The organism is Streptomyces sp. NPDC103540 (assembly GCF_055584445.1).
In genome coordinates, this window is the sequence record NZ_JBVJMA010000008.1 from 92224 (window position 1) to 112982 (window position 20759).

At 71.5% G+C, this 20759-nt stretch carries 27 protein-coding genes; 15 read left to right on the forward strand and 12 right to left on the reverse strand.

Features of this window, described 5'->3' with window-relative positions:
• Positions 1 to 59: 59 nt before the first annotated feature.
• Complete coding sequence (locus tag ACZ6ZI_RS20435; protein WP_469522701.1) at positions 60 to 410, reverse strand: MerR family transcriptional regulator; 351 nt, start codon at positions 408 to 410, stop codon at positions 60 to 62.
• 59 nt (positions 411 to 469) lie between these two features.
• Here ACZ6ZI_RS20435 and ACZ6ZI_RS20440 point away from each other — a divergent pair, with 59 nt between their 5' ends.
• The 3 genes from ACZ6ZI_RS20440 (at position 470) to ACZ6ZI_RS20450 (ending at position 2422) form a co-directional block, all read left to right on the forward strand.
• Positions 470 to 802, forward strand: a complete 333-nt coding sequence (locus ACZ6ZI_RS20440) for a putative quinol monooxygenase (RefSeq protein WP_469522704.1) — start codon at positions 470 to 472, stop codon at positions 800 to 802.
• Between the two features lie 275 nt (positions 803 to 1077).
• Positions 1078 to 1314: a hypothetical protein gene (locus tag ACZ6ZI_RS20445; protein ID WP_469522707.1), complete on the forward strand. Its 237-nt coding sequence runs from the start codon at positions 1078 to 1080 to the stop codon at positions 1312 to 1314.
• Positions 1307 to 2422: a response regulator gene (locus ACZ6ZI_RS20450; protein WP_469522709.1), complete on the forward strand. Its 1116-nt coding sequence runs from the start codon at positions 1307 to 1309 to the stop codon at positions 2420 to 2422. Before ACZ6ZI_RS20445 ends, ACZ6ZI_RS20450 begins: the two co-directional genes overlap by 8 nt.
• 24 nt (positions 2423 to 2446) lie before the next feature.
• On the opposite strand, the gene ACZ6ZI_RS20455 is transcribed toward ACZ6ZI_RS20450, so the two are convergent.
• Both ACZ6ZI_RS20455 and ACZ6ZI_RS20460 read right to left on the reverse strand, forming a co-directional pair.
• On the reverse strand, positions 2447 to 3022 hold the full coding sequence (locus ACZ6ZI_RS20455; protein WP_469522712.1) for a DUF6233 domain-containing protein: 576 nt from the start codon (positions 3020 to 3022) through the stop codon (positions 2447 to 2449).
• Positions 3023 to 3262, reverse strand: coding sequence for a hypothetical protein (locus tag ACZ6ZI_RS20460; RefSeq protein ID WP_469522715.1), 240 nt, complete (start codon positions 3260 to 3262; stop codon positions 3023 to 3025).
• Between the two features lie 206 nt (positions 3263 to 3468).
• Here ACZ6ZI_RS20460 and ACZ6ZI_RS20465 point away from each other — a divergent pair, with 206 nt between their 5' ends.
• The 3 genes from ACZ6ZI_RS20465 to ACZ6ZI_RS20475 all read left to right on the forward strand — a co-directional run bounded on the left by ACZ6ZI_RS20465 (position 3469) and on the right by ACZ6ZI_RS20475 (position 5996).
• On the forward strand, positions 3469 to 4326 hold the full coding sequence (locus ACZ6ZI_RS20465) for a maleylpyruvate isomerase family mycothiol-dependent enzyme (RefSeq protein ID WP_469522718.1): 858 nt from the start codon (positions 3469 to 3471) through the stop codon (positions 4324 to 4326).
• Between the two features lie 62 nt (positions 4327 to 4388).
• Positions 4389 to 4985 carry an AAA family ATPase gene (locus ACZ6ZI_RS20470; RefSeq protein WP_469522721.1) on the forward strand — a complete coding sequence of 199 codons (597 nt, stop codon included), beginning with the start codon at positions 4389 to 4391 and terminating at the stop codon, positions 4983 to 4985.
• A 243-nt stretch (positions 4986 to 5228) separates the two neighbouring features.
• Complete coding sequence (locus ACZ6ZI_RS20475) at positions 5229 to 5996, forward strand: class I SAM-dependent methyltransferase (protein WP_469522724.1); 768 nt, start codon at positions 5229 to 5231, stop codon at positions 5994 to 5996.
• A gap of 319 nt (positions 5997 to 6315) precedes the next feature.
• Here the strand turns inward: ACZ6ZI_RS20475 and ACZ6ZI_RS20480 are convergent, their stop codons facing one another.
• Positions 6316 to 6582 (reverse strand): hypothetical protein, encoded by a 267-nt coding sequence (locus ACZ6ZI_RS20480; RefSeq protein ID WP_469522727.1) that lies wholly within the window; start codon positions 6580 to 6582, stop codon positions 6316 to 6318.
• A gap of 388 nt (positions 6583 to 6970) precedes the next feature.
• On the opposite strand from ACZ6ZI_RS20480, the gene ACZ6ZI_RS20485 reads away from it, so the two are divergent.
• On the forward strand, positions 6971 to 7468 hold the full coding sequence (locus ACZ6ZI_RS20485) for a hypothetical protein (RefSeq protein ID WP_469522730.1): 498 nt from the start codon (positions 6971 to 6973) through the stop codon (positions 7466 to 7468).
• A 207-nt stretch (positions 7469 to 7675) separates the two neighbouring features.
• Positions 7676 to 8146 carry an SMI1/KNR4 family protein gene (locus ACZ6ZI_RS20490; RefSeq protein ID WP_469522731.1) on the forward strand — a complete coding sequence of 157 codons (471 nt, stop codon included), beginning with the start codon at positions 7676 to 7678 and terminating at the stop codon, positions 8144 to 8146.
• 157 nt (positions 8147 to 8303) lie between these two features.
• Here ACZ6ZI_RS20490 and ACZ6ZI_RS20495 read toward each other — a convergent pair whose 3' ends face one another.
• Both ACZ6ZI_RS20495 and ACZ6ZI_RS20500 read right to left on the reverse strand, forming a co-directional pair.
• The gene (locus ACZ6ZI_RS20495) at positions 8304 to 9584 is read right to left on the reverse strand and encodes an MFS transporter (RefSeq protein WP_469523438.1); all 1281 of its coding nucleotides are present in this window, start codon (positions 9582 to 9584) and stop codon (positions 8304 to 8306) included.
• Positions 9581 to 10972 carry an NAD(P)-binding domain-containing protein gene (locus ACZ6ZI_RS20500; protein ID WP_469522733.1) on the reverse strand — a complete coding sequence of 464 codons (1392 nt, stop codon included), beginning with the start codon at positions 10970 to 10972 and terminating at the stop codon, positions 9581 to 9583. Before ACZ6ZI_RS20500 ends, ACZ6ZI_RS20495 begins: the two co-directional genes overlap by 4 nt.
• Before the next feature lie 261 nt (positions 10973 to 11233).
• Here ACZ6ZI_RS20500 and ACZ6ZI_RS20505 point away from each other — a divergent pair, with 261 nt between their 5' ends.
• On the forward strand, positions 11234 to 11614 hold the full coding sequence (locus tag ACZ6ZI_RS20505; RefSeq protein WP_469522736.1) for an ArsR/SmtB family transcription factor: 381 nt from the start codon (positions 11234 to 11236) through the stop codon (positions 11612 to 11614).
• A 20-nt stretch (positions 11615 to 11634) separates the two neighbouring features.
• Positions 11635 to 12108, forward strand: coding sequence for a GNAT family N-acetyltransferase (locus ACZ6ZI_RS20510; RefSeq protein ID WP_469523439.1), 474 nt, complete (start codon positions 11635 to 11637; stop codon positions 12106 to 12108).
• 116 nt (positions 12109 to 12224) lie between these two features.
• On the opposite strand, the gene ACZ6ZI_RS20515 is transcribed toward ACZ6ZI_RS20510, so the two are convergent.
• The 3 genes from ACZ6ZI_RS20515 to ACZ6ZI_RS20525 all read right to left on the reverse strand — a co-directional run bounded on the left by ACZ6ZI_RS20515 (position 12225) and on the right by ACZ6ZI_RS20525 (position 13831).
• Positions 12225 to 12611 carry a hypothetical protein gene (locus ACZ6ZI_RS20515; RefSeq protein WP_469522739.1) on the reverse strand — a complete coding sequence of 129 codons (387 nt, stop codon included), beginning with the start codon at positions 12609 to 12611 and terminating at the stop codon, positions 12225 to 12227.
• A 7-nt stretch (positions 12612 to 12618) separates the two neighbouring features.
• Positions 12619 to 13395, reverse strand: coding sequence for an aquaporin (locus tag ACZ6ZI_RS20520; protein ID WP_469523441.1), 777 nt, complete (start codon positions 13393 to 13395; stop codon positions 12619 to 12621).
• Between the two features lie 121 nt (positions 13396 to 13516).
• Complete coding sequence (locus tag ACZ6ZI_RS20525) at positions 13517 to 13831, reverse strand: ArsR/SmtB family transcription factor (RefSeq protein WP_363053895.1); 315 nt, start codon at positions 13829 to 13831, stop codon at positions 13517 to 13519.
• A gap of 101 nt (positions 13832 to 13932) precedes the next feature.
• Between ACZ6ZI_RS20525 and ACZ6ZI_RS20530 the strand changes: the two genes are divergently transcribed.
• The 3 genes from ACZ6ZI_RS20530 (at position 13933) to ACZ6ZI_RS20540 (ending at position 16512) form a co-directional block, all read left to right on the forward strand.
• On the forward strand, positions 13933 to 14352 hold the full coding sequence (locus ACZ6ZI_RS20530) for an arsenate reductase ArsC (RefSeq protein ID WP_469522741.1): 420 nt from the start codon (positions 13933 to 13935) through the stop codon (positions 14350 to 14352).
• A gap of 115 nt (positions 14353 to 14467) precedes the next feature.
• Positions 14468 to 14959 carry a hypothetical protein gene (locus ACZ6ZI_RS20535; RefSeq protein ID WP_469522744.1) on the forward strand — a complete coding sequence of 164 codons (492 nt, stop codon included), beginning with the start codon at positions 14468 to 14470 and terminating at the stop codon, positions 14957 to 14959.
• Between the two features lie 329 nt (positions 14960 to 15288).
• Positions 15289 to 16512: an MFS transporter gene (locus ACZ6ZI_RS20540; RefSeq protein WP_469522746.1), complete on the forward strand. Its 1224-nt coding sequence runs from the start codon at positions 15289 to 15291 to the stop codon at positions 16510 to 16512.
• Between the two features lie 77 nt (positions 16513 to 16589).
• Here ACZ6ZI_RS20540 and ACZ6ZI_RS20545 read toward each other — a convergent pair whose 3' ends face one another.
• The 3 genes from ACZ6ZI_RS20545 to ACZ6ZI_RS20555 all read right to left on the reverse strand — a co-directional run bounded on the left by ACZ6ZI_RS20545 (position 16590) and on the right by ACZ6ZI_RS20555 (position 17706).
• On the reverse strand, positions 16590 to 16808 hold the full coding sequence (locus ACZ6ZI_RS20545) for a hypothetical protein (protein ID WP_469522749.1): 219 nt from the start codon (positions 16806 to 16808) through the stop codon (positions 16590 to 16592).
• Positions 16809 to 16964: 156 nt separating this feature from the next.
• A complete protein-coding gene (locus ACZ6ZI_RS20550) occupies positions 16965 to 17261 on the reverse strand; it encodes a hypothetical protein (RefSeq protein ID WP_469522751.1) in 297 nt (98 codons plus the stop codon).
• Between the two features lie 118 nt (positions 17262 to 17379).
• Positions 17380 to 17706, reverse strand: coding sequence for a hypothetical protein (locus ACZ6ZI_RS20555; RefSeq protein WP_469522754.1), 327 nt, complete (start codon positions 17704 to 17706; stop codon positions 17380 to 17382).
• Positions 17707 to 18027: 321 nt separating this feature from the next.
• Here ACZ6ZI_RS20555 and ACZ6ZI_RS20560 point away from each other — a divergent pair, with 321 nt between their 5' ends.
• Positions 18028 to 19116, forward strand: a complete 1089-nt coding sequence (locus tag ACZ6ZI_RS20560; RefSeq protein ID WP_469522756.1) for a hypothetical protein — start codon at positions 18028 to 18030, stop codon at positions 19114 to 19116.
• Positions 19117 to 19600: 484 nt separating this feature from the next.
• Complete coding sequence (locus ACZ6ZI_RS20565) at positions 19601 to 20425, forward strand: DUF3710 domain-containing protein (protein WP_469522758.1); 825 nt, start codon at positions 19601 to 19603, stop codon at positions 20423 to 20425.
• The last annotated feature ends 334 nt before the right edge of the window (positions 20426 to 20759 follow it).

A 20759-nucleotide genomic window follows, 5' to 3' on the forward strand; every position in this document is an offset into this window, starting at 1 on the left:
AGCCCTCTCGCCCGGCCGGTGAGGGGACCTGCTCACCCGACGGGGCGGCGCCTGCGTGCCTACCGGTTCGTCGCCCGGGTGGCGGAGATCAGCCCGGCCAGCGAGGTGCGGGTCTCCGAGAGTGCGGCGATGCGGTCGTCCAGGCCCTGAAGGTGCTCCTGGAGCGTCTCCAGCTTGCACTCGGCGACCGTGCCGTCCTGGCGGATGCACGGCTGCAGGTCGCGGATCACCCTGGTCGGCAGCCCCGCGTCCAGCAACGCCCGGATGCGCCCGACCACGGCGGGGGCGTCGTCGGCGTAGCGGCGGTGACCGCTGTCGAGGCGGTGGGATGCCAGGAGGCCCTGTTCCTCGTAATAGCGCAGCAGCCGGACGGACGTGCCGGTCGTCGTGGCGAGCTCGCCGATCTTCATGTGGTGGTCCTCACAACCCCTTGAATCTCACATGGATGTGAGATCTTAGCGTGGGGGTCATGACGAACACAGACCACCCCATCGCCCTCTACGGTTTCCTGCGTCCCAGGCCCGAGCGCGCGGACGAAGTCCGGCGCATCCTCTCCTCCTTCGTGGAACCCACCCGGAGCGAGCCCGGCAACCTGCAGTACCACCTCCACGAGCACGACGACGGACGCTTCTTCCTGTACGAGGTCTGGCGCTCCCAGGAGGACCTGGACCGGCACAACGCGACGCCCCCGCTGCGCGCCTTCCTGGAGAACCTGTCGGCCTTTCTGGAGGGCACCCCCGAGGGCTACTTCGACACCATGATCAGTCCGTACGCCGACTCCCGACCGGTTCCGTCGGCCTGAGCGGAACCCGACTCGGACCGGCTCCCGCGCCGCCCTGCCGCGCGGACGGGGTGTTGCCGCGGCTCTCGACCCGGGGCAGGCCGCTGACGAGCCACGGTTCCCGTTGCCGGCGGGGCCGGTGATGCCAGATGTCCCGACAACGTTGCCGATATTCCCGTTGCCCGGGTGCAACGGTCCGTTCACGTTCCATGCTGTGGCTCTCTCGTCCGGTCGTCGCCGGGGGAGCTGTGCAGCGTCGGGTTCCGGTTCGGCGCGGGTGGATGAAGAGGAACGTGATGGACCGTTCACTGCTGTCGCCGCGGGCGACTTTGGTGTTCTTGTCGGCCGCGCAGGCGGGAGCCGTGGCCGGCGTACTGGCCAGGTTCGCCGGCGAGGGGCTCGCCCGTGGCGTGCTGTACGGCCTGGCCGTCGTCGCGCTGGGAGTTCCGTTCTTCAACCGGCTGATCGCCGTCGACCCCGACGGGGAGCAGCCGGTCCGCGACCGGGCGGGATCGGAGACCCGCCATGGGTGAGCTGCGGCCGTTGCCGGACGGTCTGACCCCCGAATCACGGTCCTTGGCCCTGGCCTTGAGGGAGCTGTTTGACGGGCTGCGGGTTTCGGTCCGGCGGTACGCCGCCCGCCGCACCCGCGACCCGGGCACGTTCTCGCGCTACCTGAGCGGAACCCGCGTACCTCCCTGGGAGGTGGTCATGGACCTGTTCACCGACCTGGCCGAGCAGCGCGGGATGAGCCCGACCCCCGAGGCGATCGAACTCGTACGGGGTCTGCACCGCGCCGCCGTCTCCGCGAGCACCTCGCCCAAACACGCCATGGAGGTCCTGGAGCAGCAGCTCGCCGACGCCGACCGGGTGTCGCGGCGCTCCACGGTCCGCGGCGACGTCCTCGGGGACGCGCTGCTGGATCGTCAGCACCGCATCGCGGACCTGGAGGTGCGCCTGAACCACCTGGAGGCCGAGTGGAGCACGGAGCGGGAGCGGGCGGACCGACTGGCAGCGGCCCACCCCGACATCTCGGAGCTGCTGAGGGAGCGCGACGTGCTCCAGGACGAGGTGGCCCGGCTCTGCGCGGAGCTGTTGGCCGCGCAGAAGCAGCACGGCGAGGCCGAGGAGCGCTGCGCCCTTCTGGAGCGGCAGCTGGAGGCCGTCGAGCAGGTCTACCGGCCCGGTGTGGCCACGATGCCCGGCGCGGCGCCTTCCCCGTCTCCCGCCGCGACCCCCACACCGCAGGGGATGCCCAAGATCCTCGTCGTCGACGACCAGGCGAACAACCTGCTGGCGATGAGCGCCGTGCTCTCGACCCTCGATCAGGAGCTGGTCGCCGTCTCGTCGGGCCGGGAGGCGTTGAAGGCGCTGCTGGACCACGACGACTTCGCGGTGATCATCATGGACGTGCAGATGCCGGACATGGACGGCTACGAGACCGCCGCGCACATCAAACGTCGGCCCCGCACCCGGGACGTGCCGATCATCTTCCTCACCGCGATGGGCACCGACCCCGAACACTCCGCCCGCGGCTACGCGGCCGGCGCCGTCGACTACATCTCCAAGCCCTTCGACCCCTGGGTCCTGCGGGCGAAGGTGGCGGTGTTCACCAGCATCTACCTGGAACGCCACCCGTGACGCCCGGCTCGGGCGGCTGACGGCCTACGGATATCCATGCCCGAGCTCGATCATGGGGACGAGGACCGCGGCCGCGTCGCAGTGGTGACACGCCTGGGTCCCGGGGCGGAGCAGGGCGTCCAGGGCCCCGTCGAGACCGAGCTCGGCGCCGTACGGTCCCGCGGCCGGCCCCGCTGCCGGTCCCGTGCCTGCGGCGAGCTCGCAGTCGTGGTCGTGGAGGGTGGCGGTGCGGCCGCCGGGGTCGGGGCGCAGGACCCAACCCCACCGGGTGGGGGCCGCCGGGCGGTCGAGGTCGCCGCGGTGGGTCGGGACGGCGGAGAGGTCGACTCCGTCGATGGGCCGCAGCTGCTCGGCGGTGACCCACGTACGGAACTCCATGGCCTCTACGTCGCCCTGCCCGGCGTACTGCCACAGGGGCGCGCCGATCAGGTAGAGCCACCGGCCGGTGTCGTCGTCGCGGCGGCGCTCATGGAGACGGACGCGCAGGCGCTGGCGCCCGTCGGGCAGCACCATCATGATCGGCGCCCACCGGGCCGGACGCGGGTCGACCCCGGTGTCGGCGGGGGCCTTCGCCCAGGGGTCGGGGACGGTCGCGCCCACTCACGCCGCCTCCACCCATCGACGTACGCGGGCCTGCCGGCGCAGTTCCGCCATGGTCGCGCCCGGATGGCCGGGTACGGCCCAGAAGGGGTGCGCGGAGATCCGTCGGGAGAGGTCGAGGAGCTGCCGCCGGTGCGCGGTGGCCCCGGCCGTGCGCGGCAGCCGGGCCATGTCCTCGTAGGTGCGGAGCCAGGCCGTCTCCAGGATGAGGAGGTCGTCGGGGAAGCGGATGGACGTCATCCACTAATTCAATCAGATGTTCGATTTCTGGCGCACGGCGAAGGGCGCGACAGCCCCGCCCGGCTGTGACTGAGTGCCGGATCTGTGCAATGGGCGCCGAGCTTGTAGCGCTGCGCACTCGTGTTGGCGGGCAACCGCGCCCCGACCTCCAGGACGGTCGTGAAATCGGGTTGGCCTGCTCGGAGGTTTTTGTCAGGATCATGGGCATGACGCCACATTCAGCTGATTCCACCGGTCTGTCCCGGATCGGCCCTCCTGTCGATGTCCGTCGCCTGTTCCTCCCCGAACAGACAGCCCTGATGGCGACGCTACGCGGGCTGACGCCTGCCGACTGGCGGGCGGAGGCGGTACCCGGATGGACCGTGCGGGACCTCGCCGCTCATCTCCTGGGCGACTTCTACGGACGGCTGAGCCGCGACCGCGACGGTCATCAGGCGGGCCCTGCACCGATGCCGGGCGAACGGGTGGAGGCGTTCATCCACCGGATCAACCAGGAATGGGTCGAGGCCCACCGCCGGGTCAGCCCCGCTCTGCTCACCGATGCGCTCGACCGGGCCGGCACCCAGCTCGCCCGGCACTTCTCGGGGGTCGACCTCGATGCCCCATCCCTGGGAGTGTCCTGGGCCGGCGTCGACCCCGCCCCGATGTGGCTGGACTGCGCCCGCGACCTCACCGAGTTCTGGACCCACCGCCAGCAGATCCGTCACGCCACCGGCCAGGGAACGGACACCGACCCCCAGCTCCTCGGCATGGTCCTCGACACCTTCATGCGGGCCCTGCCCCACACCCTCCGCAACGTCGCCGCCTCGACCGGAACACAGATCCGCGTCGACATCCAGGGCTCGGCCGGCGGCACCTGGACGGTCACCTCCGCCGACGGCTCCTGGTCCCTCGCCCCGTACACGCAGGCGCGCCCGGCGGCACGGATCGAACTCGACACGGAAACCGCCTGGCGCCTGTGCACACGGGTCGTCACCCCGGACACCGCCGTCGCCGCGGCCCGCATCGACGGCGACCGGCACCTGGCCGAAGCCGCCTGCCAGATCGTGTCGATCGTCCACTGACCACGCACTCGGCGGAGTACCCGACTCGCCGGCGCAATCACCGCACGTACGAAGGAACCAGCATGCCGACCCCTCACCACCCGACCCCTCCGACTGAGCCGAGCGCCCTCCTGATCACCGGCACGGTCGGCGTCGGCAAGACCTCGACCGCCGACCTCCTCGGCGACCTCCTCGCCGACGCAGGTGTCCCGCACGCCGTCATCGACCTCGACCGCCTGTGCCAGGCATGGCCCGCACCCGACGACGACCCTTTCCACCACCGTCTTCTCCTCGGCAACCTGCGCGCCATCACCACCAACTACCGAAACGCAGGCGTACGGCACCTCGTGCTGGCCGGCATCGCGGAGAACGCGACCGAACGGAACTCCTTCCAAGCCGCACTCGGAGTGCCGCTTCGTGTGTGCCGCCTGACCGCCGAGCCGGCGACCATCCGCACCCGTCTCCAGCAACGGCACGAGAGCGACCACGACACGGAGTCCCTGCCCTGGCACCTGACACGAGCCGCGGAACTCGACCTCATCCTCGACGGCGCCGACATCACGGACGTCACGGTCGACACCACCCATCTGGCACCCGCGGACGTCGCCGCCACGATCCTCAAGGCCACTGGCTGGGCCCGGACCCCGGCACAGCCGACACGGGAGACCGACGTCGTCTGAGGTGCTCAGCCGTCCCCTCCTGGAGGTCGACCGTGCGGTCGAGACGGCAGGCGGTGGCCGCGGCGCACCCGAGCGGATGGTCGCGCCGTGCCCGAACCGCCACGCGATCAAGACCCGAGGACGCGGCCTCGCGACCCTCCGGAAGCTCCTCCTCGACGTCACCGCCCGCCGACACGGGGAATGGAACGCGCCCCCGTCGCGCTGATCGAGGCAACCTGACACACGACGTCGAGGGAGCCCGCCATGCCCAACGCCCCGCACATCGCACTCGATTCGACCGGCCCCGGAGCCGTCGACGGCCGCCAGATCCGGGCCCTGACCTTCCAGTCCGTACGGCTGGAGTACTTACGCCAGGTCCTCTCCGAGGTCGACCTCGCCCCGGCCGGCAGCCGCGCGCTCGTCATCGGCAGCGGCCGCGGCCTCCTGGCCCAGGGCCTGGCCCGGCTCGGCTTCGAGGTGGTCGCCACGGACCCGTCCCCGACCGCGACGGCCCTCGCCCAGAAGGCCGACGACGGCCTCGGCGTCACGTACCTGACCTCGCCCGCGGAGACGCTCGACCTGCCGGACGGCTCCTTCGACCTCGTCTACTGCGCCGACACCCTGGAGATCACCGAACGCCACAACGCCGTCCTCGCGGAAGCGGCCCGCGTCCTGCGTCCCGGCGGAGCCTTCGTCTACGACACGGTCAACCGCACGCCGCTGTCCCGCCTCATCTACCTCGGCGCCTTCCAGACCATCCCCGGCACCCGGATCATGCCGCCCGGCCGCTACGCCGCCCACCGCCTGCGCCGCCCCACCGAAGTCGCCCTCGCCCTCGCCCAGGTCGGACTGGCCACGAAGGACGTCACGGCGTTCAAGCCGGGCAACGTACGGAGCCTCGTGAGCGCCACCCGCGGACGCAGGAACGGCACCCTGACCGACGAACAACTCCCCGGCCTGGTCGCCATGGTCCTCACCCCGAAGGCCAGCCCGCTGGTGACGTACCTGGGCTACGCGATCCACGCGGCCTGACCGCCCCCGCCTGACCCCCCGCCCCGCGCCCTCCTACCGGGCCGGCACGACGACGCCGGCGGCAGCCGACACGTCGGCGACGGGGCGCGGGGTACCGTCGGCATCGGTCACGGCCGCCATCGACTCACCCGGACGCGGAAAGGGTCAGGCGAACGCCCCACCGCGATCACGTTCCGGACGCACGACCTCGGGGTGGTCCTCCACCAGGTGCTTCTCCAGTGCCTCGCGTCGGTTACCGGCCGCACGGAACGTCTCCTGACGTCGCACGCACACGGGCTGGTACCAGGCGTGTAGCCACCGGAGGCCACCGGAGGGCGGGTCAGCTCCGGGACACCAGCTCGATCGTCACCGGTGCCGCCGAGTCCAGGTCGAGGGTGTCTCCGTCGTCCTCGGACAGAGCCTCGTCGGGGTGATCGGCAGGCACCACGACCAGCATCGTGTGCGGGCGGGGAAGCCAGCCCACGTCCTGGGGAGGGTCGTAGCGGCCGATGTCGACGATCCGCACCAGCGTCTCGGGGATGCCCACGAGGCAGCTGTCACCGACGCGCAGGTTCCACGGCTCGGGGTCGGTCTTGAAGAGGCTCATGGTCCACTCCGAGGAGTCGGCCGACACGGCGAAGGCCCGCCGGCCGTTCCACCCGATCCGAGACCGCGGATCGACCTCGGCCCACGGCCACTCGACCGAAACGTGGGAACGGGACACGTCGGCCACCCGGCCCCGAGCCGGCGGGCAGCTCACGCGCAGAACGTCGCCGACCCGGAAATCATCGTGTGGTGCGTTCGTTCCCATGCTGCCCCTGTCGTTGCTCGCTCAAGAGCTGCACGGTACCTACTGCCATCACCGCGGCTGACCCCGAGGGTCGTTCCATGACGCGAACACGCGCACGGCAAGGCGGGATGGCACCGGCCGTACAACCATCGGCCGCGGTGAGCGATCTGCTCCTGTGTACACCGTCATCGCACAGGGGAGAGCCGTGAACCACCGCACCGCCACTGCCGTACTTTCGGCCGTAGTCGTCGCCGCCGCGCTGACCGCCTGCGGCAGCAGCGACAAGGGCACGGACAAGCCCTCGGCGAAGGAGCCGGCCGCTGCCGCACCGAGTGCTGCCGCACCGCCTGCCGCCGCACCGAGCGCTGCCACCACACCGAAGGCTTCGAGCAGCCCGTCGGCCGCGGCCGAGGGGCCCAAGGGCAAGGGGATTCCGCCCAAGCCGGATGCTGCGACGCAGGCGAAGTACATCGCCGCCCTGACTGCCATCGACCCGGACATCGTCAACACCAAGCCTGACAAGGCGGTCGACCGGGGCCGCAACCAGTGCGAGACGATCGCCAACTTCCCGAAGGACGAACAGAAGCAGGTCGACCTCACCAACCAGAGGTTCACCTCGCCCAACCACCCGGACGGATTCGGGCCGGCCAAGGCGGCCAAGATCCGCGACGCGGTCCACACGCACCTCTGCCCCACGTACTAGGCAGGATCCGAGGCCGCTGCGGTGGCCGCCTCACGGGGCGCCCCGCGTCTCGGAGTCCGTGCGCTCGGCGAAGGGCAAGCGAATTCGGAACCGGGCTCCTACCCTGACGGAGCGCCACGGAGACAAGGAAGGAACTCCGATATGTCTCAGCCTGCTGTCACCCGCCTGCGTCAGCTACTCCCGGCACCTGTCTCCGGAGGAGACGCGGTGGACTGGAAGGGACTCACCGAGGCGGTGCAGCTGGAACTCCCGCAGGACTACCGCGAGTTCGTGGAATCGTACGGTGGGGGAGAGATCGACGAGTACCTGTCCGTCAGCACGCCTCCCGTCCCGGGATCGCCGTACGGAGATCTCCTCGAGAGAGTCGATCCCGCACTCTCGGACCGGGACCTCCAGGAACTGGGCGCTCTCCTTGGAGGGCAGGACCTGCCGCCCCTGCTGCCCTTCGCGGACTCGGCGAGCAGCGATGTCGCCTTCTGGCTGCGAAAGGGCGCCGCCGACAGCTGGAGGGTGGCCATTTTCCGGAGGCAGGCGCCGTGGGGGACGAACCGATGGACGGTCTTCGACGGTGGCATGGCGGAGTTCTGCCTGGCCGCCCTGACCGGCGTGGTGGATCCGTTCAGCCAGCGGATCGCGGGATCAGGACCCCACGTGTTCGTGAGCTGGCGCGACGTGTAACCGTCGGGCCGGCCGCGGGATCACCCGACCCGGTGAGTCCCATGGGCAGACGAAGCCTCCAGGCCACGGCACCACCTCCGCCGCGCATCCTCCTGGGCTACTTGACCAGCCGGAAAGCGGGGTGCGCGGAGAGTAGTTCGATCGGCTCCGCAGCCGCTCAAGTATTCTCCCGGACCGAGTCCAGTCGGTCCGTTGGATCACGGCGACCTGCTCTTGCGCGGGTTTCGGTGACGCCGGTCCAGGGCGCGGTGAGGGTGGCGGCCAGGGAGATGGCGGCGAGCAGGGCGAACAGCGGTCCGTAGCCGCCCAGGGGCACCGCGAGCGTGGCTCCGGCGAACGGTGCGAGGGCCGCTGCCGCGTGGGCGGGTGCGCCGAGGAGTCCGGAGAGCCGGCCGTAGTGGGTGGTGCCCCAGCGGTCGGTGACGGCGGTGGCCTGGAGGAGGGTGAGGTTGCCCCGGACGAGCCCGGCCAGGACGGACAGCACGACGAGGAGCCCGTACGGTCCGGGGACCAGGGCGAGGGCCGCCGTGGTCAGTCCGCCGAGCCCGACCAGGGCGGTGGTGCGGGTGAGGACGCCGGTGTGGCGGGCGAGGGTGGCGTAGAGGACGCGGCCCAGGACCTGCCCGGCGCCTCCGAGTCCGAGAACCCAGGCGGCTTGGGTGGTGGTGTAACCGCGTTCCAGGAGGAGCGGGACGAGGCCGATGAGGACGGCGAACATCGCGAACGAGGACAGGGTGAAGGTCGCGGCGAGCATCCGGAACGCCCGGCTGCGTACGGCGGGGTCGGGCCCGGCGGTCGGATGGTCGGGGCCTTCGGGCGCAGGCGGCCAGGGGGCGCGGAGCGCGAGGGCGTGGGTGGGGATCGTGAGGGCGGCGAGGACCGCGGCGAGGACGGCGTAGGTGGTGCGCCAGGAGTGGTGGTCTGCGAGGGCGGCGGTCAGCGGGGCGAAGACGGTGGAGGCCAGTCCTCCGGCGAGGGTGACGATGGTCAGGGCGCGGACGTGGTCGGGGGCCCACCAGCGGGTGAGGGCGGCGAAGGCGGGCGGGTAGAAGGTGGCGGCCATGGACACGCCGGCCAGGAGCCATCCGGCGGCGAAGACCGCGAGGTTGGGCGCGGCGGCCACGACGAGGAGGCTGAGCGGGCCGAGGACGGAGCCGGCCGTCATGACCCTGTGGGGCCCTTGGCGGTCGAGGACGCGGCCGACGTGGATGCCGACGACGGCGGAGACGACGAGCGCCGCGGAGAACGCGGCCGTGGTCAGGCCGGCGGGCCAGCCGGTGGCGGCGGTGATGGCGGGGTTGAGGACGGGGAAGGCGTAGTAGAGGACGCCCCAGCTGGTGATCTGCGTGACGCACAGCGCGGGGAGGACGGCGCGGGGCCGCGGCCGGACCCCCGTCCCGGTCGCGGCCACGCCGGCCTGGGTGTTCGGCACCGTCAGCAGCCGCCGGAGGAGACGGCGGCGGGGGTGGGGCCGGAGGCGCCGAGGGTGAGGAGGGCCGGCGCCGCGCAGCAGCCGCCGCCGTTGTGCTCCTGCTCCCGCGCGGTGGGCTCGGGCTGGTCGAAGAGGCCGGCTCCGCCGCACACGCCGGTTTCCGGGAGGGTCAGTTCGACGCGTTCGGCGGCCGCCCGGTCGCCGGCGAGGTGGGCGGCGACGGAGCGGACCTGTTCGTAGCCGGTCATGGCCAGGAAGGTGGGGGCGCGGCCGTAGGACTTCATGCCGACGAGGTAGACGTCCTTCTCCGGGTGGGAGAGCTCGGCCTGGCCGTGGGGGTAGACGGTGCCGCAGGAGTGCTGGTTGGGGTCGATGAGGGGGGCGAGGGCGAGGGGGGCCTGGAGGCGTTCGTCGAGGCCGAGGCGGAGTTCGTCCAGGAAGGTCAGGTCGGGGCGGAAGCCGGTCAGCACGATGACCTCGTCCACGGGGTCCAGGCGGCGGCCGTCCTCGCCGACCAGGACCGGGCGGCCGTCGCCGTCCCGCTCGAAGGCGTCGGTACGAAAGCTCGTGACGGTGTCGGCGTGGCCGTCGTCGACCGCCGCCTTCGCTGCCAGGCCGAGGGCCCCGCGGGCGGGCAGCTGGTCGGCGTCCCCGCCGCCGAAGGTGGAGCCGGAGATCCCGCGGCGCAGGATCCACGTGGCATGGGTGCCCGCGCCCTCGGCGGTCTTCGCGAGGTCGGCGAGGTAGGCCAGCGCGGTGAAGGCGGAGGCGCCGGAGCCGATGACGGCGGTGCGCTTCCCGGCGTAGCGGGCGCGGACGGCGGGGTCCCGCAGGTCGGGGACGCGGTGGGTGATCCGGTCCGCGGCCGCCTTCTCGCCCAGGGCGGCGAGGCCGCCGGCGCCGGCGGGGCCGGGGGTGGACCAGGTGCCGGAGGCGTCGATGACGGCGCGGGCGGACACGCGCTCCTCGCGGCCGTCGGTGGTCTCGACGTGGACGGTGAAGGGCTGGGCGTCGCGGTCGGCGTCGACGACGCGGTCGCGGCCGGCCCGGGAGACGCCGGTGACGCGGGCGCCGTAGCGGACCCGGTCGCCGAGTGCGTCGGCGAGGGGCTGGAGGTAGAGGGTGGCCCAGTCCCCGCCGGTCGGGTAGCCGCCCGGGTCGGGCTTCGTCCAGCCGGCCCGTGCGAGGAGCTTCTCGGCGGCGGGGTCGACGACTTCGCCCCAGGTGGAGAAGAGGCGTACGTGCGACCACTCGCGTGTGGCGGTTCCGGCGTGGCGGCCGGCTTCGAGGACGAGGAAGTCCAGACCGCGCTCGCGGAGGTGGGCGGCGGCCGCCAGGCCGACGGGGCCGGCCCCGATCACGACGGTGGGCAGTGCGGTGGTGGTCTCGCTCATGGCGTGTCTCCGGGTTTCCGGGCCTTCGGCACGTAGGCAGGCGGGCGAGCGGGCGGGTAGTGGGCGGGGCTCGGATGCGCAGTCGGCAGGCGGCGCCGGGGGATCCCGTCGGTATTTCGATGTTTGTCGATGTCGGCTTGTGTGATCAGCATGGCAGCTGTTTCGATGGCCGTCAACATAGACATTTATCTAATTCATGGGTGGTGGCGGAGCGCGCCGAGTCCCCTGCCATGTTGATTCGACGTATGTCAACATAGACGTATGTCGAATGCGAAGGTTCTGCCGCTCCTGGAGCCCGAGGTCGTCGCCCCGTGCTGCCCCCCGCTCAACGAGCGCCCCATGTCCGCGGACGAGGCCGAGGTCGCCGCGAAGATGTTCAAGGCGCTGGGCGACCCGGTCCGGCTGCGCCTGTTCTCCGCCGTCGCCTCCCACGAGGGTGGGGAGGCGTGCGTGTGCGACATCTCTGACGTGGGAGTCTCCCAGCCCACTGTCTCGCACCACCTGAAGAAGCTGAAGGAGGCCGGACTGCTGTCCTCCGAACGGCGCGGGACGTGGGTGTACTACCGCGTCGAGCCCGCCGTCCTCGCCGCGATGGGTGCGCTCCTGTCCGGCGCGGCGGGGGCCGCGGGAGCCGAGGCGTGAGCGCGGTGCGGATCGGGGCGATGCTGCCCGAGCACGGCGAGCAGGTCCTGGCGATCTACCGGGCCGGGATCGACGAGGGTGACGCCACCTTCGAGACGCGGGCCCCCGAGTGGGCGGCGTTCGACGAGGGGAAGCTGGCCGGGCACCGGTTCGTCGCCCTCGACGACGACGGGCGCGTGCTCGGGTGGATCGCGGCGAGCGCGGTCTCCGACCGGTGCGCGTACGCGGGCGTGGTCGAGCACTCCGTGTACGTCCACCCCGACGCCCGCGGCCGGGGCGTCGCCCGTACGCTCCTGGACGCGCTGATCGCCTCGACGGAGGCGGCCGGGATCTGGACGATCCAGTCCGGGATTTTCCCCGAGAACACCGCGAGCCTCAGGCTCCACGAGCGGGCCGGCTTCCGGACCATCGGCACCCGCGAACGGCTCGGCCGCCACCACGGCACGTGGCGGGACGTCGTCCTCCTGGAGCGCCGCAGCCGTCTGGTGACGTGACCCGACCGCCTGCGACTTCGGGCACGCGGGCGGCGTACGGGAGTACGGGAGTACGGGAGTACGGGAGCGCGGGATCACGGGATCCGGCCGCGGCGCGATGATCCCCGCCCGGCGGTCTACTCGGCCATCTCCTCGGGAGAGAGACGGGTGATCTTCATACCCGCCTCCGTCTCCACCAGAGTCACCGCACCGATCCAGTCGCCCTCCGGATACTCCCAGTTGGCCGGGTCCTCCAGGACCGCCGGGAGCTCGTCACGAGGTATCAACTCCCCGGGCCGGCGGCCTTCCCCACCCGACGGGGGCGTCCACGGAGCGACTCGACGGACCTCGATCCAGCCGCGATCGACGAGACCGAGCAGGATCTGCGCCAACTCCCGCACGGGCCGGGACTGATCGGCCTCGTCGAGGTCCCCCCAGACGCCCGCCAGGATGTCGATCTCGTACGAGTTGACCATGAAGGCTTCCTCGGACTTGGTCAACGCCTGCCACTCACGCTCGCTCATGCGCCGATCATCGCAGTGCGGTGCGTCGTGCCGCGGGCGCCCCGTGGCCGCTCTCCGTCCTGCCGCGCGTGAAGATGACCGAGACCAGCGTTAGGCCCACCACGGCGCCGATCAGCTGCATGGCGACGAAGCCCGGCACCGAGGCCGGGGCGATGCCGGCGAAGGTGTCGGTGAAGGCGCGGCCGAGGGTGACGGCGGGGTTGGCGAAGGAGGTGGAGGAGGTGAACCAGTACGCGGCGCCGATGTACGAGGCCACCGCGACGGGGGCGAGGCGCAGCCTGTCCGTACGGGCGAGGCCGAAGACCAGCAGGATCAGGCCCGCGGTGGCGACGACCTCGCCGAGGAGCAGGTTGCCGGCCGAGCGGTCGTGGGTGGACCACTTCACCAGCGGCTCGCCGAACATGGCGTCGGCCAGGACCGCGCCCGCGATGGCGCCGACGATCTGCGCGGGGACGTGGACGGCGAGCTCGCGGGCGGTGACGCCGGCGTCGCCGCGGCGGGCGTTCCACCACTCGGCGAGGGTGACGACGGGGTTGAAGTGGGCGCCGGAGACCGGGCCGAGGAGGGTGATGAGGACGCCGAGGCCGAACACGGTGGCGGTGGAGTTGGCCAGCAATTGGAGGGCGACGTCGTCGGTGAGCGCGGTGGCCTGGATGCCGGAGCCGACCACGATCGCGACCAGGGCGGCGGTGCCGACCAGTTCGGCGGCCGCGCGGGCGACCAGCGGGGTACGGGGCGCGGTGGCGCCGGGCGCGGGCCGCGGCGACGTACCGGCGGAGGCCATGGCGTCGCTCGCGGCGGACTCGGCGGCGGGCTCGATGGCGGACTCGGCGGCGGGCTCGATGGCGGTCAAGGCGGGAACTCCTCGGGCAGGTGAGGCATCGGCGGGCGGGCCCGCCGGGGGCTCAGGGGCAGGACCGCTTGAGGTTCGCCTCGGCGGTGAGGCGCGCGGTCCGGGCGAGGTCGGCGAACTGGCCGGCCAGGGTTTCGATGACGTCCGGGCGCAGGCGGTAGTAGGTGAACCGTCCGCAGGGCTCGGTCTCCACGACCCCGGCCTCCCGCAGCACCTTCAGGTGGTTGGAGAGGTTCGTCTGCCTGGCGCCCGTCTCCTCCACCAGGTGGGTGGTGCAGAGCGTCTCGCGGGCGAGGAGGGTCACGATCCGGAGCCTGAGGGGGTCGGCCAGAACCCGCATCAGATCAGTGTCGACTGATGTCATCATGTACTGATACTTTCACATCAGTCGGCACTGACACCAGCCCGATCCGGCCTGTCCGGGCCGCCGCGACGCCACCACAGCCGCCCCACCCCGAGGAAGAACAGATGTCCACCGCTCCCGCCGCCTCCGTGCTGTTCGTCTGCGTCCACAACGCCGGCCGTTCCCAGATGGCGGCCGGGTTCCTGCGCCACCTCGCCGGCGACCGCGTCGAGGTCCGTTCCGCCGGCTCCGTGCCCGGCGACCGGGTCAACTCCTCCGCGGTGGCCGCCATGGCCGAGCTGGGCATCGACATCTCCGACCAGACCCCGAAGGTGCTGACCCCCGAGGCCGCCCAGGCGTCGGACTACATCATCACCATGGGCTGCGGCGACGCCTGCCCGTACTTCCCCGGCAAGACCTACCTCGACTGGCGGCTCGAAGACCCGGCCGGCCAGGGCGTCGAGGCCGTCCGCCCCATCCGCGACGAGATCCGGGGCCTCGTCGAGGGCCTGATCGCCGAGATCGACGCGAAGAAGCCGAGCTGACGTCATCTGGTGCCGAGACCGTTGCCCATCCCGTCGATCACGGCGCGGCGATGATCACCGCGATGGCCAGTGACCCGGTAGGGTGCGGGATCCGCCGGGTGTCTACAGTGCGGCCGTGGCCGTTCCCGAGATCATCCCCATCGCGTATGAGCCGGACCATCGAACGAGCACCATCGGCCGGTTCGACGGCGGCCAGTTCCTGGCTTCGATCACTTACGCGCTCCCCGAAGGGTTCGTGATGGGGGACGGCTGGGAGGAACGCAAGCGGCTGTTCGTCGTGCTCCACACGTTCGACGCCGCCGGTCACCATCAGGAGTCCGACATCTGGTGCGCCGGCACCTGGGCGGAGCAGACCAGGCGTCGGTGGGGCGACGACTCCGTGACCGCCCGCGCGGAAGCACGGCTGGAAGCCGTCCTCTCCGCCCTCCCGGGCCGCGAGTACTGCGACATCGCGATCCGGCCGTTCCGACTCACCGACGACGGCGTGGTCTTCGGCCTCGTCGCCGAATGCCATGCCGAAGATCGAGACGGCGAGGAAGACCGGGCTGAGCTGTATCCCGACGGGCTGGGTTTCTCGGCTCCCTGGGACGGCCTGTACGACACCTGACGCACCAGCCGATCAGGCCGGCCGACCACCGGTCGGGCGCCCGGTCGCGAACTTCGACGAACGCTGCCGACCCGGCAGCGAACCGTACACGGCCCGCCGACGAGTTGACGGCCGACCTCGTTCGGGAGGTCGGCGACTTGCTGCTCCCTCGCCTGGAGCCCCTCGCCGCATCGGTGGCCGCACCGGTCTTGCCATGGGGCGGAGCGGTTCAGCAGATCCGCGACATGACCCTCGCGGCGCAGAGATGATGTCGCGGACCGGCCGGCCCCCACGGTGCGGACCTTGGTGCACTGATCACGCAACCACAGGCCCTCCACGGGACGGAATTCATGGCCTCGACGAACACCACCGCGCGTCACTCCGGCGGACTCGGCTTACCGACCCGCTCTCCCCTGATCGGTTGGCTGGCCGTCAGTTCGGTCATGCTGGGAATCTTCTCGATCGTCACGACCGAGATCCTGCCGATCGGCCTGCTCACCACGATCGGCTCCGACTTCGCCATCTCCGACGGGATGGCCGGGCTGATGATCACCATGCCCGGACTTCTCGCTGCCGTCGCCGCCCCCGTGGTCACCGTGGCGACCGCACGCGTCGACCGCCGTCTGATGCTGTGCGTGTTCATGCTCCTGCTGGCTATGGCGAACTTCCTGGCCGCCGCGGCACCCGACTACGGGCTGGTCCTGGTCTCGCGCGTCATCGTCGGGATCGTCATCGGGGGCTTCTGGTCGATCGGCGCCGGACTGGCCGAGCGGCTGGTGCCCGCGGCGTCGGTCGGCCGCGCCACGGCGGTGATCTTCTCCGCGGTACCGCTGGGCTCCGTGCTCGGCGTACCGGCCGGCACGTTCATCGGAGACCTGGCGGGCTGGCGTACGGCCTTCGTCGTCATGGGTGTCCTCACCGTCGGCGTACTGGCCGTGCTGCTCCTGGTGATGCCGCCGCTGCCGCCCGACCGCACGACCCGTCCGAGGGTGCTGCGCGCCATGCTCAAGGGCGTCAACACGCGCTTCGCGCTGCTGCTGACCTTCCTGGCCGTGTTGGCGCACTTCGGGACCTACACCTACGTCACTCCGTTCCTGGAGCAGGTCACCCACGCCGGCCCGCAGCTGATCACCGTCTCCCTGCTGCTCTACGGTGCCGCGGGAATCGTCGGCAACTTCCTGGGCGGAGCGATGGTCACCCGCCACCCCCGAGCCACCTTCGCCCTCGCCGCCGGCATGATCGCAACCGCCACCCTGCTGCTGCCGATCCTGGGGCACCGGCAGATCGGCGCCATCGCCCTGCTGGTCGTCTGGGGTGTTGCCTACGGCGCCGTCCCCGTCTCCTCCCAGACGTGGTTCGCCAAGGCGACCCCCGACGCGCCCGAGGCGGCGTCGGTGCTGTTCACCGCTTCCTTCCAGATGACGATCTCGCTTGGCGCGGTGGCCGGCGGCGTCATCGTGGACCGGACTTCGCCGTCCACGGTCATGACCCTCGGCAGCCTTGCCGCCCTGCTGATGGTCGTGGCCGCGTGGGCGCACTTCGCCCGCCGTCTGACCTGGCCGGACACCACCTGACGGCCGGCAGAGGCCCCGAGCGTCTGTTCCGACGGGAGGCTGGGCCCGGCCGTTTGCGGGCGATCTCGGCCGCCCGCCTACCGGCGGCAGATCCAGTAGCCGTCCCGGACCGGGTGCGTACGCCGCTCTCCTGTCGGACGGGTCACCACGACGGCGTGACCCTCGTACGCGACCCGGTCACCCGCCTCGACGAGCAACGGTCCGTCCAACTCGACCTTGAAGTCCGGTCGGAGCAGGAACTCACTGACCAGCAACATGCGCGGCATCGGAGTGACCCCGTCGAAGTTCACGAGCATGAGGCAACTATCCCGGATGACCCGGTGCGGGAGCGAAGGGTTTCCGGACTCCGCTGTGGGGTCGGCCACGGCGCCGAGCCGGCGTTCGTCGTCACGTCCCCATCGGCACGGACCGGTCCGGCCGCGAGCACGACATCGACTTCGCCGCCGTCCGGATCACCGCGAGTGGAGACGCGAGCGGAGAGAGGACCACCAGCGCCCGCGAGGCGGCTCCTCTTCGACGACGAACCGCGCCGGCGGGGGAGCGATCCGGTCCGGCTCCACCCCGATCCTGTCCGGGTGGACGCAGGCGGGCGTCCCGTCGGCGGTGTAGCGGTGCCCGTCACGTTGGTCGAACGGGCACTCGCGTGAGGGCCGGTCGTAGACGACGAAGGCCTCGCGCGGCAGTCGCAGCGACGGACAGATCCCGCACGCCGGATGGTCGCTGTCCTCGGTGGTGAACGGCTCCGCCATCCCGGCAAGATACCGCCCGACCACGGGCGACGGCGCCCTTCAACGGAACGCCGGATGTTCGGCCGGGCCGGCTCCGTCCCCTCCGCGAGCGCGTCCTGCTCCACTCGTGGAGCACAGGTCAGACCGCATCATCAATGAGGCCGAACCCCTCGGGGAACCCTTCCAGGAACTCCCGCCGCGCGGGGTCGGACTCGGCTTCGGCCATCGTTCCCAGCAGGCCGATCAGTTCGCCCCGCTGGACGCTCGACAGCCGGCCGACCAGATGGGCGACACCCTCCAGGACCTTGACGGCCTCATCCGGATCCATCTGCTCGTCTTCACTGCCCTCGATGAACCAGAGGACATCGACCAAGGCCTCGGCCAGGGCATGGGTCAGAGACGGGTACACAGGCAACAACGTGGTCTCCCAGCGGATCAGGACAGCAGAATCCAGCCATCCCACCACACGCCACCGACACCACCGTCAGTCGGCCTTCCACGGAGGTGAGCCGGCCAGGACCATTCAGTGCGCATCAACACCGCTCAAGACCACCAAGTCGGCAACCGACCTTGCCGCAGGCAGGGCTTCGGCTCAGGTTCCGGGGCTCCCACACCGCGTACGGGGCAGCACTCCTTCCCCCGGAAGCCGCACGACCGTGTGTTGTCAGTTCGTCGCCCCGGAACCAAGGGATGTCGTCCACGGCGTGATCATAGGACTTCATCACGAACGGTACGCCGGGCCTGCGGAGGAGCGCGGGTCGCGGACCGTTCAGGGAGATCGGGGGACGTGCTGATGAGTCGGTGGACCAGGAAGCCGCGGGAAGAGCGGGCCCGGTGGGTGCTCGAACCGCTGCTGGGGGTCGGGCCGTTGCGCTTCGGCATGGATCCCGAGCGGGTGCGGGCGGCGTTGGGCGGGGCGCGCGTATCGCCGTCGCGGACGTCGGGCGGCAGGCTGTCCTGGCAGCGGTACCCCGACGTGGGCGTGACCGCGATCTATGGGCATGGGCACGGGCACGGGCCGCGCCTCGTCGCGGTGGCGATCGATCCGCGGTGCGGGCCGCTGGTGCGGCTGGGGGACGTCGAGCTGATCGCTCGGGCGCCCTCCGAGGTCCGTGCGGACATCCTGGGCCTCGCCCGGAGTGCCGGGGTCTCGGTGAGGTCGAACTGGAGCGGGGATCCGGAGGTGGCGGCCTGGGGGCTGTCCATGGGGGCGGCGCAGGAACGGGGCACTCCGTCCGAGGAGTGGACGCGCACGGACCGGGTGATCACGGACGCCCTGCTGGTCGGCCCCGAGTCGGCCGAGGATCCGTACGCGACCGCCCCGGTGATCGGTTGGTACGACGTTCGCGAGGCGAGGCCGAACCCGGGGACGTCCCCGCTGCCTCCGCGGGAGCGGCCCCACTGGGCCTGGACGCCGTCGGCGGGCGTCGGACCGCTTCGGTTCGGGATGTCCGTGAACCAGGTGTCCGCCGTGCTGGGTGGCGAAGCGCCGGCCATCCGCCGGGGGTGGAACCTGTGGGCCGGACGCGGCGCCGGACCGTGGTACCTGAGGGAGGAGCAGTTCGACGCGGCGGGGGTCACCGCCCACTACTGGTCCCCGGAGGGCCCTCCCACCCTGGCGGCCGTCACGGTGGACGGGCGTACGGGGCCCCAGGTCGACTGGGACGGCATCCGGCTGATCGGCCGCCCGGTCTCCGAGGTCGACGCGGAGGTGATCCGGCGCATCGAGGAACGAGGCCTGGAGTGGACGGTCCACTGCGACGGTGGTCCGGGTCCGGAGGAGCTCAACATGTACGTACGGGCCACCCGGGCCGGTGACGCCGTCGTGAGCGGAGCCCGCTTCTTCGCGCCGGACTGGGAGGACCGCGGCCGATGACCTGAGGCGGCGGGTGTCCGTGACCGGATCGGAAGCGGCTGACGCGGTGGATGGGTCCGAGTGCCCTGGCTCGGTGTCACGAACATCTTGAGCGGTTGGGGCGGCTTGTGGTCCGGCCGACCGTGAGGGGCCGAATCCGGCCCGCGTGGGGTGCGGGGCGCATCTGGCAGACTCCAGTGGCGCGTCCGGCGGCGCCGTGGAAGCGGCCCCGCCCGAGGCCGGCGTCGTCGGACGGCGTGCCTGGGAATCGATGAGGGGGGTGGTGGGCATGGGGGTCGCGGAGAGCGAAGCGCGTGCCATCTTGCAGGAGTTCACCCGTGACGGTCGCCTGTCACCGCGTTCTGCGGAGCGTGCCGGGTGGGGGGAATGGGAACGGGTCACTCCGGCCTGGGTCCTCCTCTTCGGCCTCAAGGCCCTGGTCGTCCTGCGCTGGGAATCAGGCCTTGCGGGTTCGGGATTCCTTCCCGGGCAGCCGCCTTCCGGCTTGTCCCATGACGAGACCGACCGCCTGATCGAGGTCCTGCGCGGCAACCTCTCGGCTGCCCGTGTCGCCCGCGAGGACGGACTGCTGAACCTCGAACACGTACTCGCCCTCCTGGTCCGCGTGATCGCCGAGGAGGCGATGACGGACGAGGACGTCGCCTTCGTGCTCGCGTCGGCGCGGGCGATGAACGAGGAGGCGCTGCGATCCGGCGACCTGTTGCGACCGCCGTACCGAGGCGTCGACGTCGGGCCCTGGGACGTGAGCGAGAGGGGATGGCAGGCGTTGGACCTGCTCGACCTCGGCGGATTGAGGATCCCGCACGAGGGCGTGCGGAAGGTGGAACTCAACTCCTCCCGATCCGGCACGGAGACCGAGTACGTAGAGGCGGTCCTCCTGCGGGATACGACCGCCGGCTTGCAACTCCAGGCCTTTCGCACGTCCGGAGAGCCGGAGTGGGAAGGGGCCTGCGCCCGACTGGAGGCGGACGTGCGGGCACGCGGCGGCGAGGCCGAACGATGGTCGGGGCGGACGGGTATCGAGCTCAGGGCGGTGATCCCCGTCATCCGTAACGCTCGGGGGCGTGACTCCAGGACGGTACGGTTCATCGGGTGCGACGGCCCGGGATGGCTCCTGAGGGGAGTGGTGACCGGCGACGTGGCACTCCCCGGGAGCCGCGACGACTGGGCGTACGCCTGCTTCGAGAACGTGGTGGTCGTCCCCTCCTTCACGGCGCGCCCCCGGGCCGTCTCCCTCTCGCCCACCGTCTACGCTCCGATCGCGTCGTCGAAGCCAGGCCGAATGATCGCTCTGCGCATGCCCGAGTGACCGCCGTCGAACCCGGGCGGGACTCCCGTCGACAGGGATTGCGGTGTCGCCAGGGATTTCCGTCGCCGGCGCGACGACCTCGACCGCGCCGGGGCGGCATGCTCCGACCAGGCACCCCTGCACGAGGAAGCTGCTCCGGGCACGGCCTCTTCCCCGCGCGCGGAATCCGCCCGAGTCGGCAACATCGCGTCCTCACCCTGTCCGAGCTGTCGGGGAAGACCGCTCCCCGCGGGTGCGGGGAGCGGTCGCGCCCAGAATCGGCTGCGGCCGATCGCACCGCCCGACTAGGCTGACGGCCCCGCGCGCTCCGCATCGCGCGGAGTGGGGGGCACGA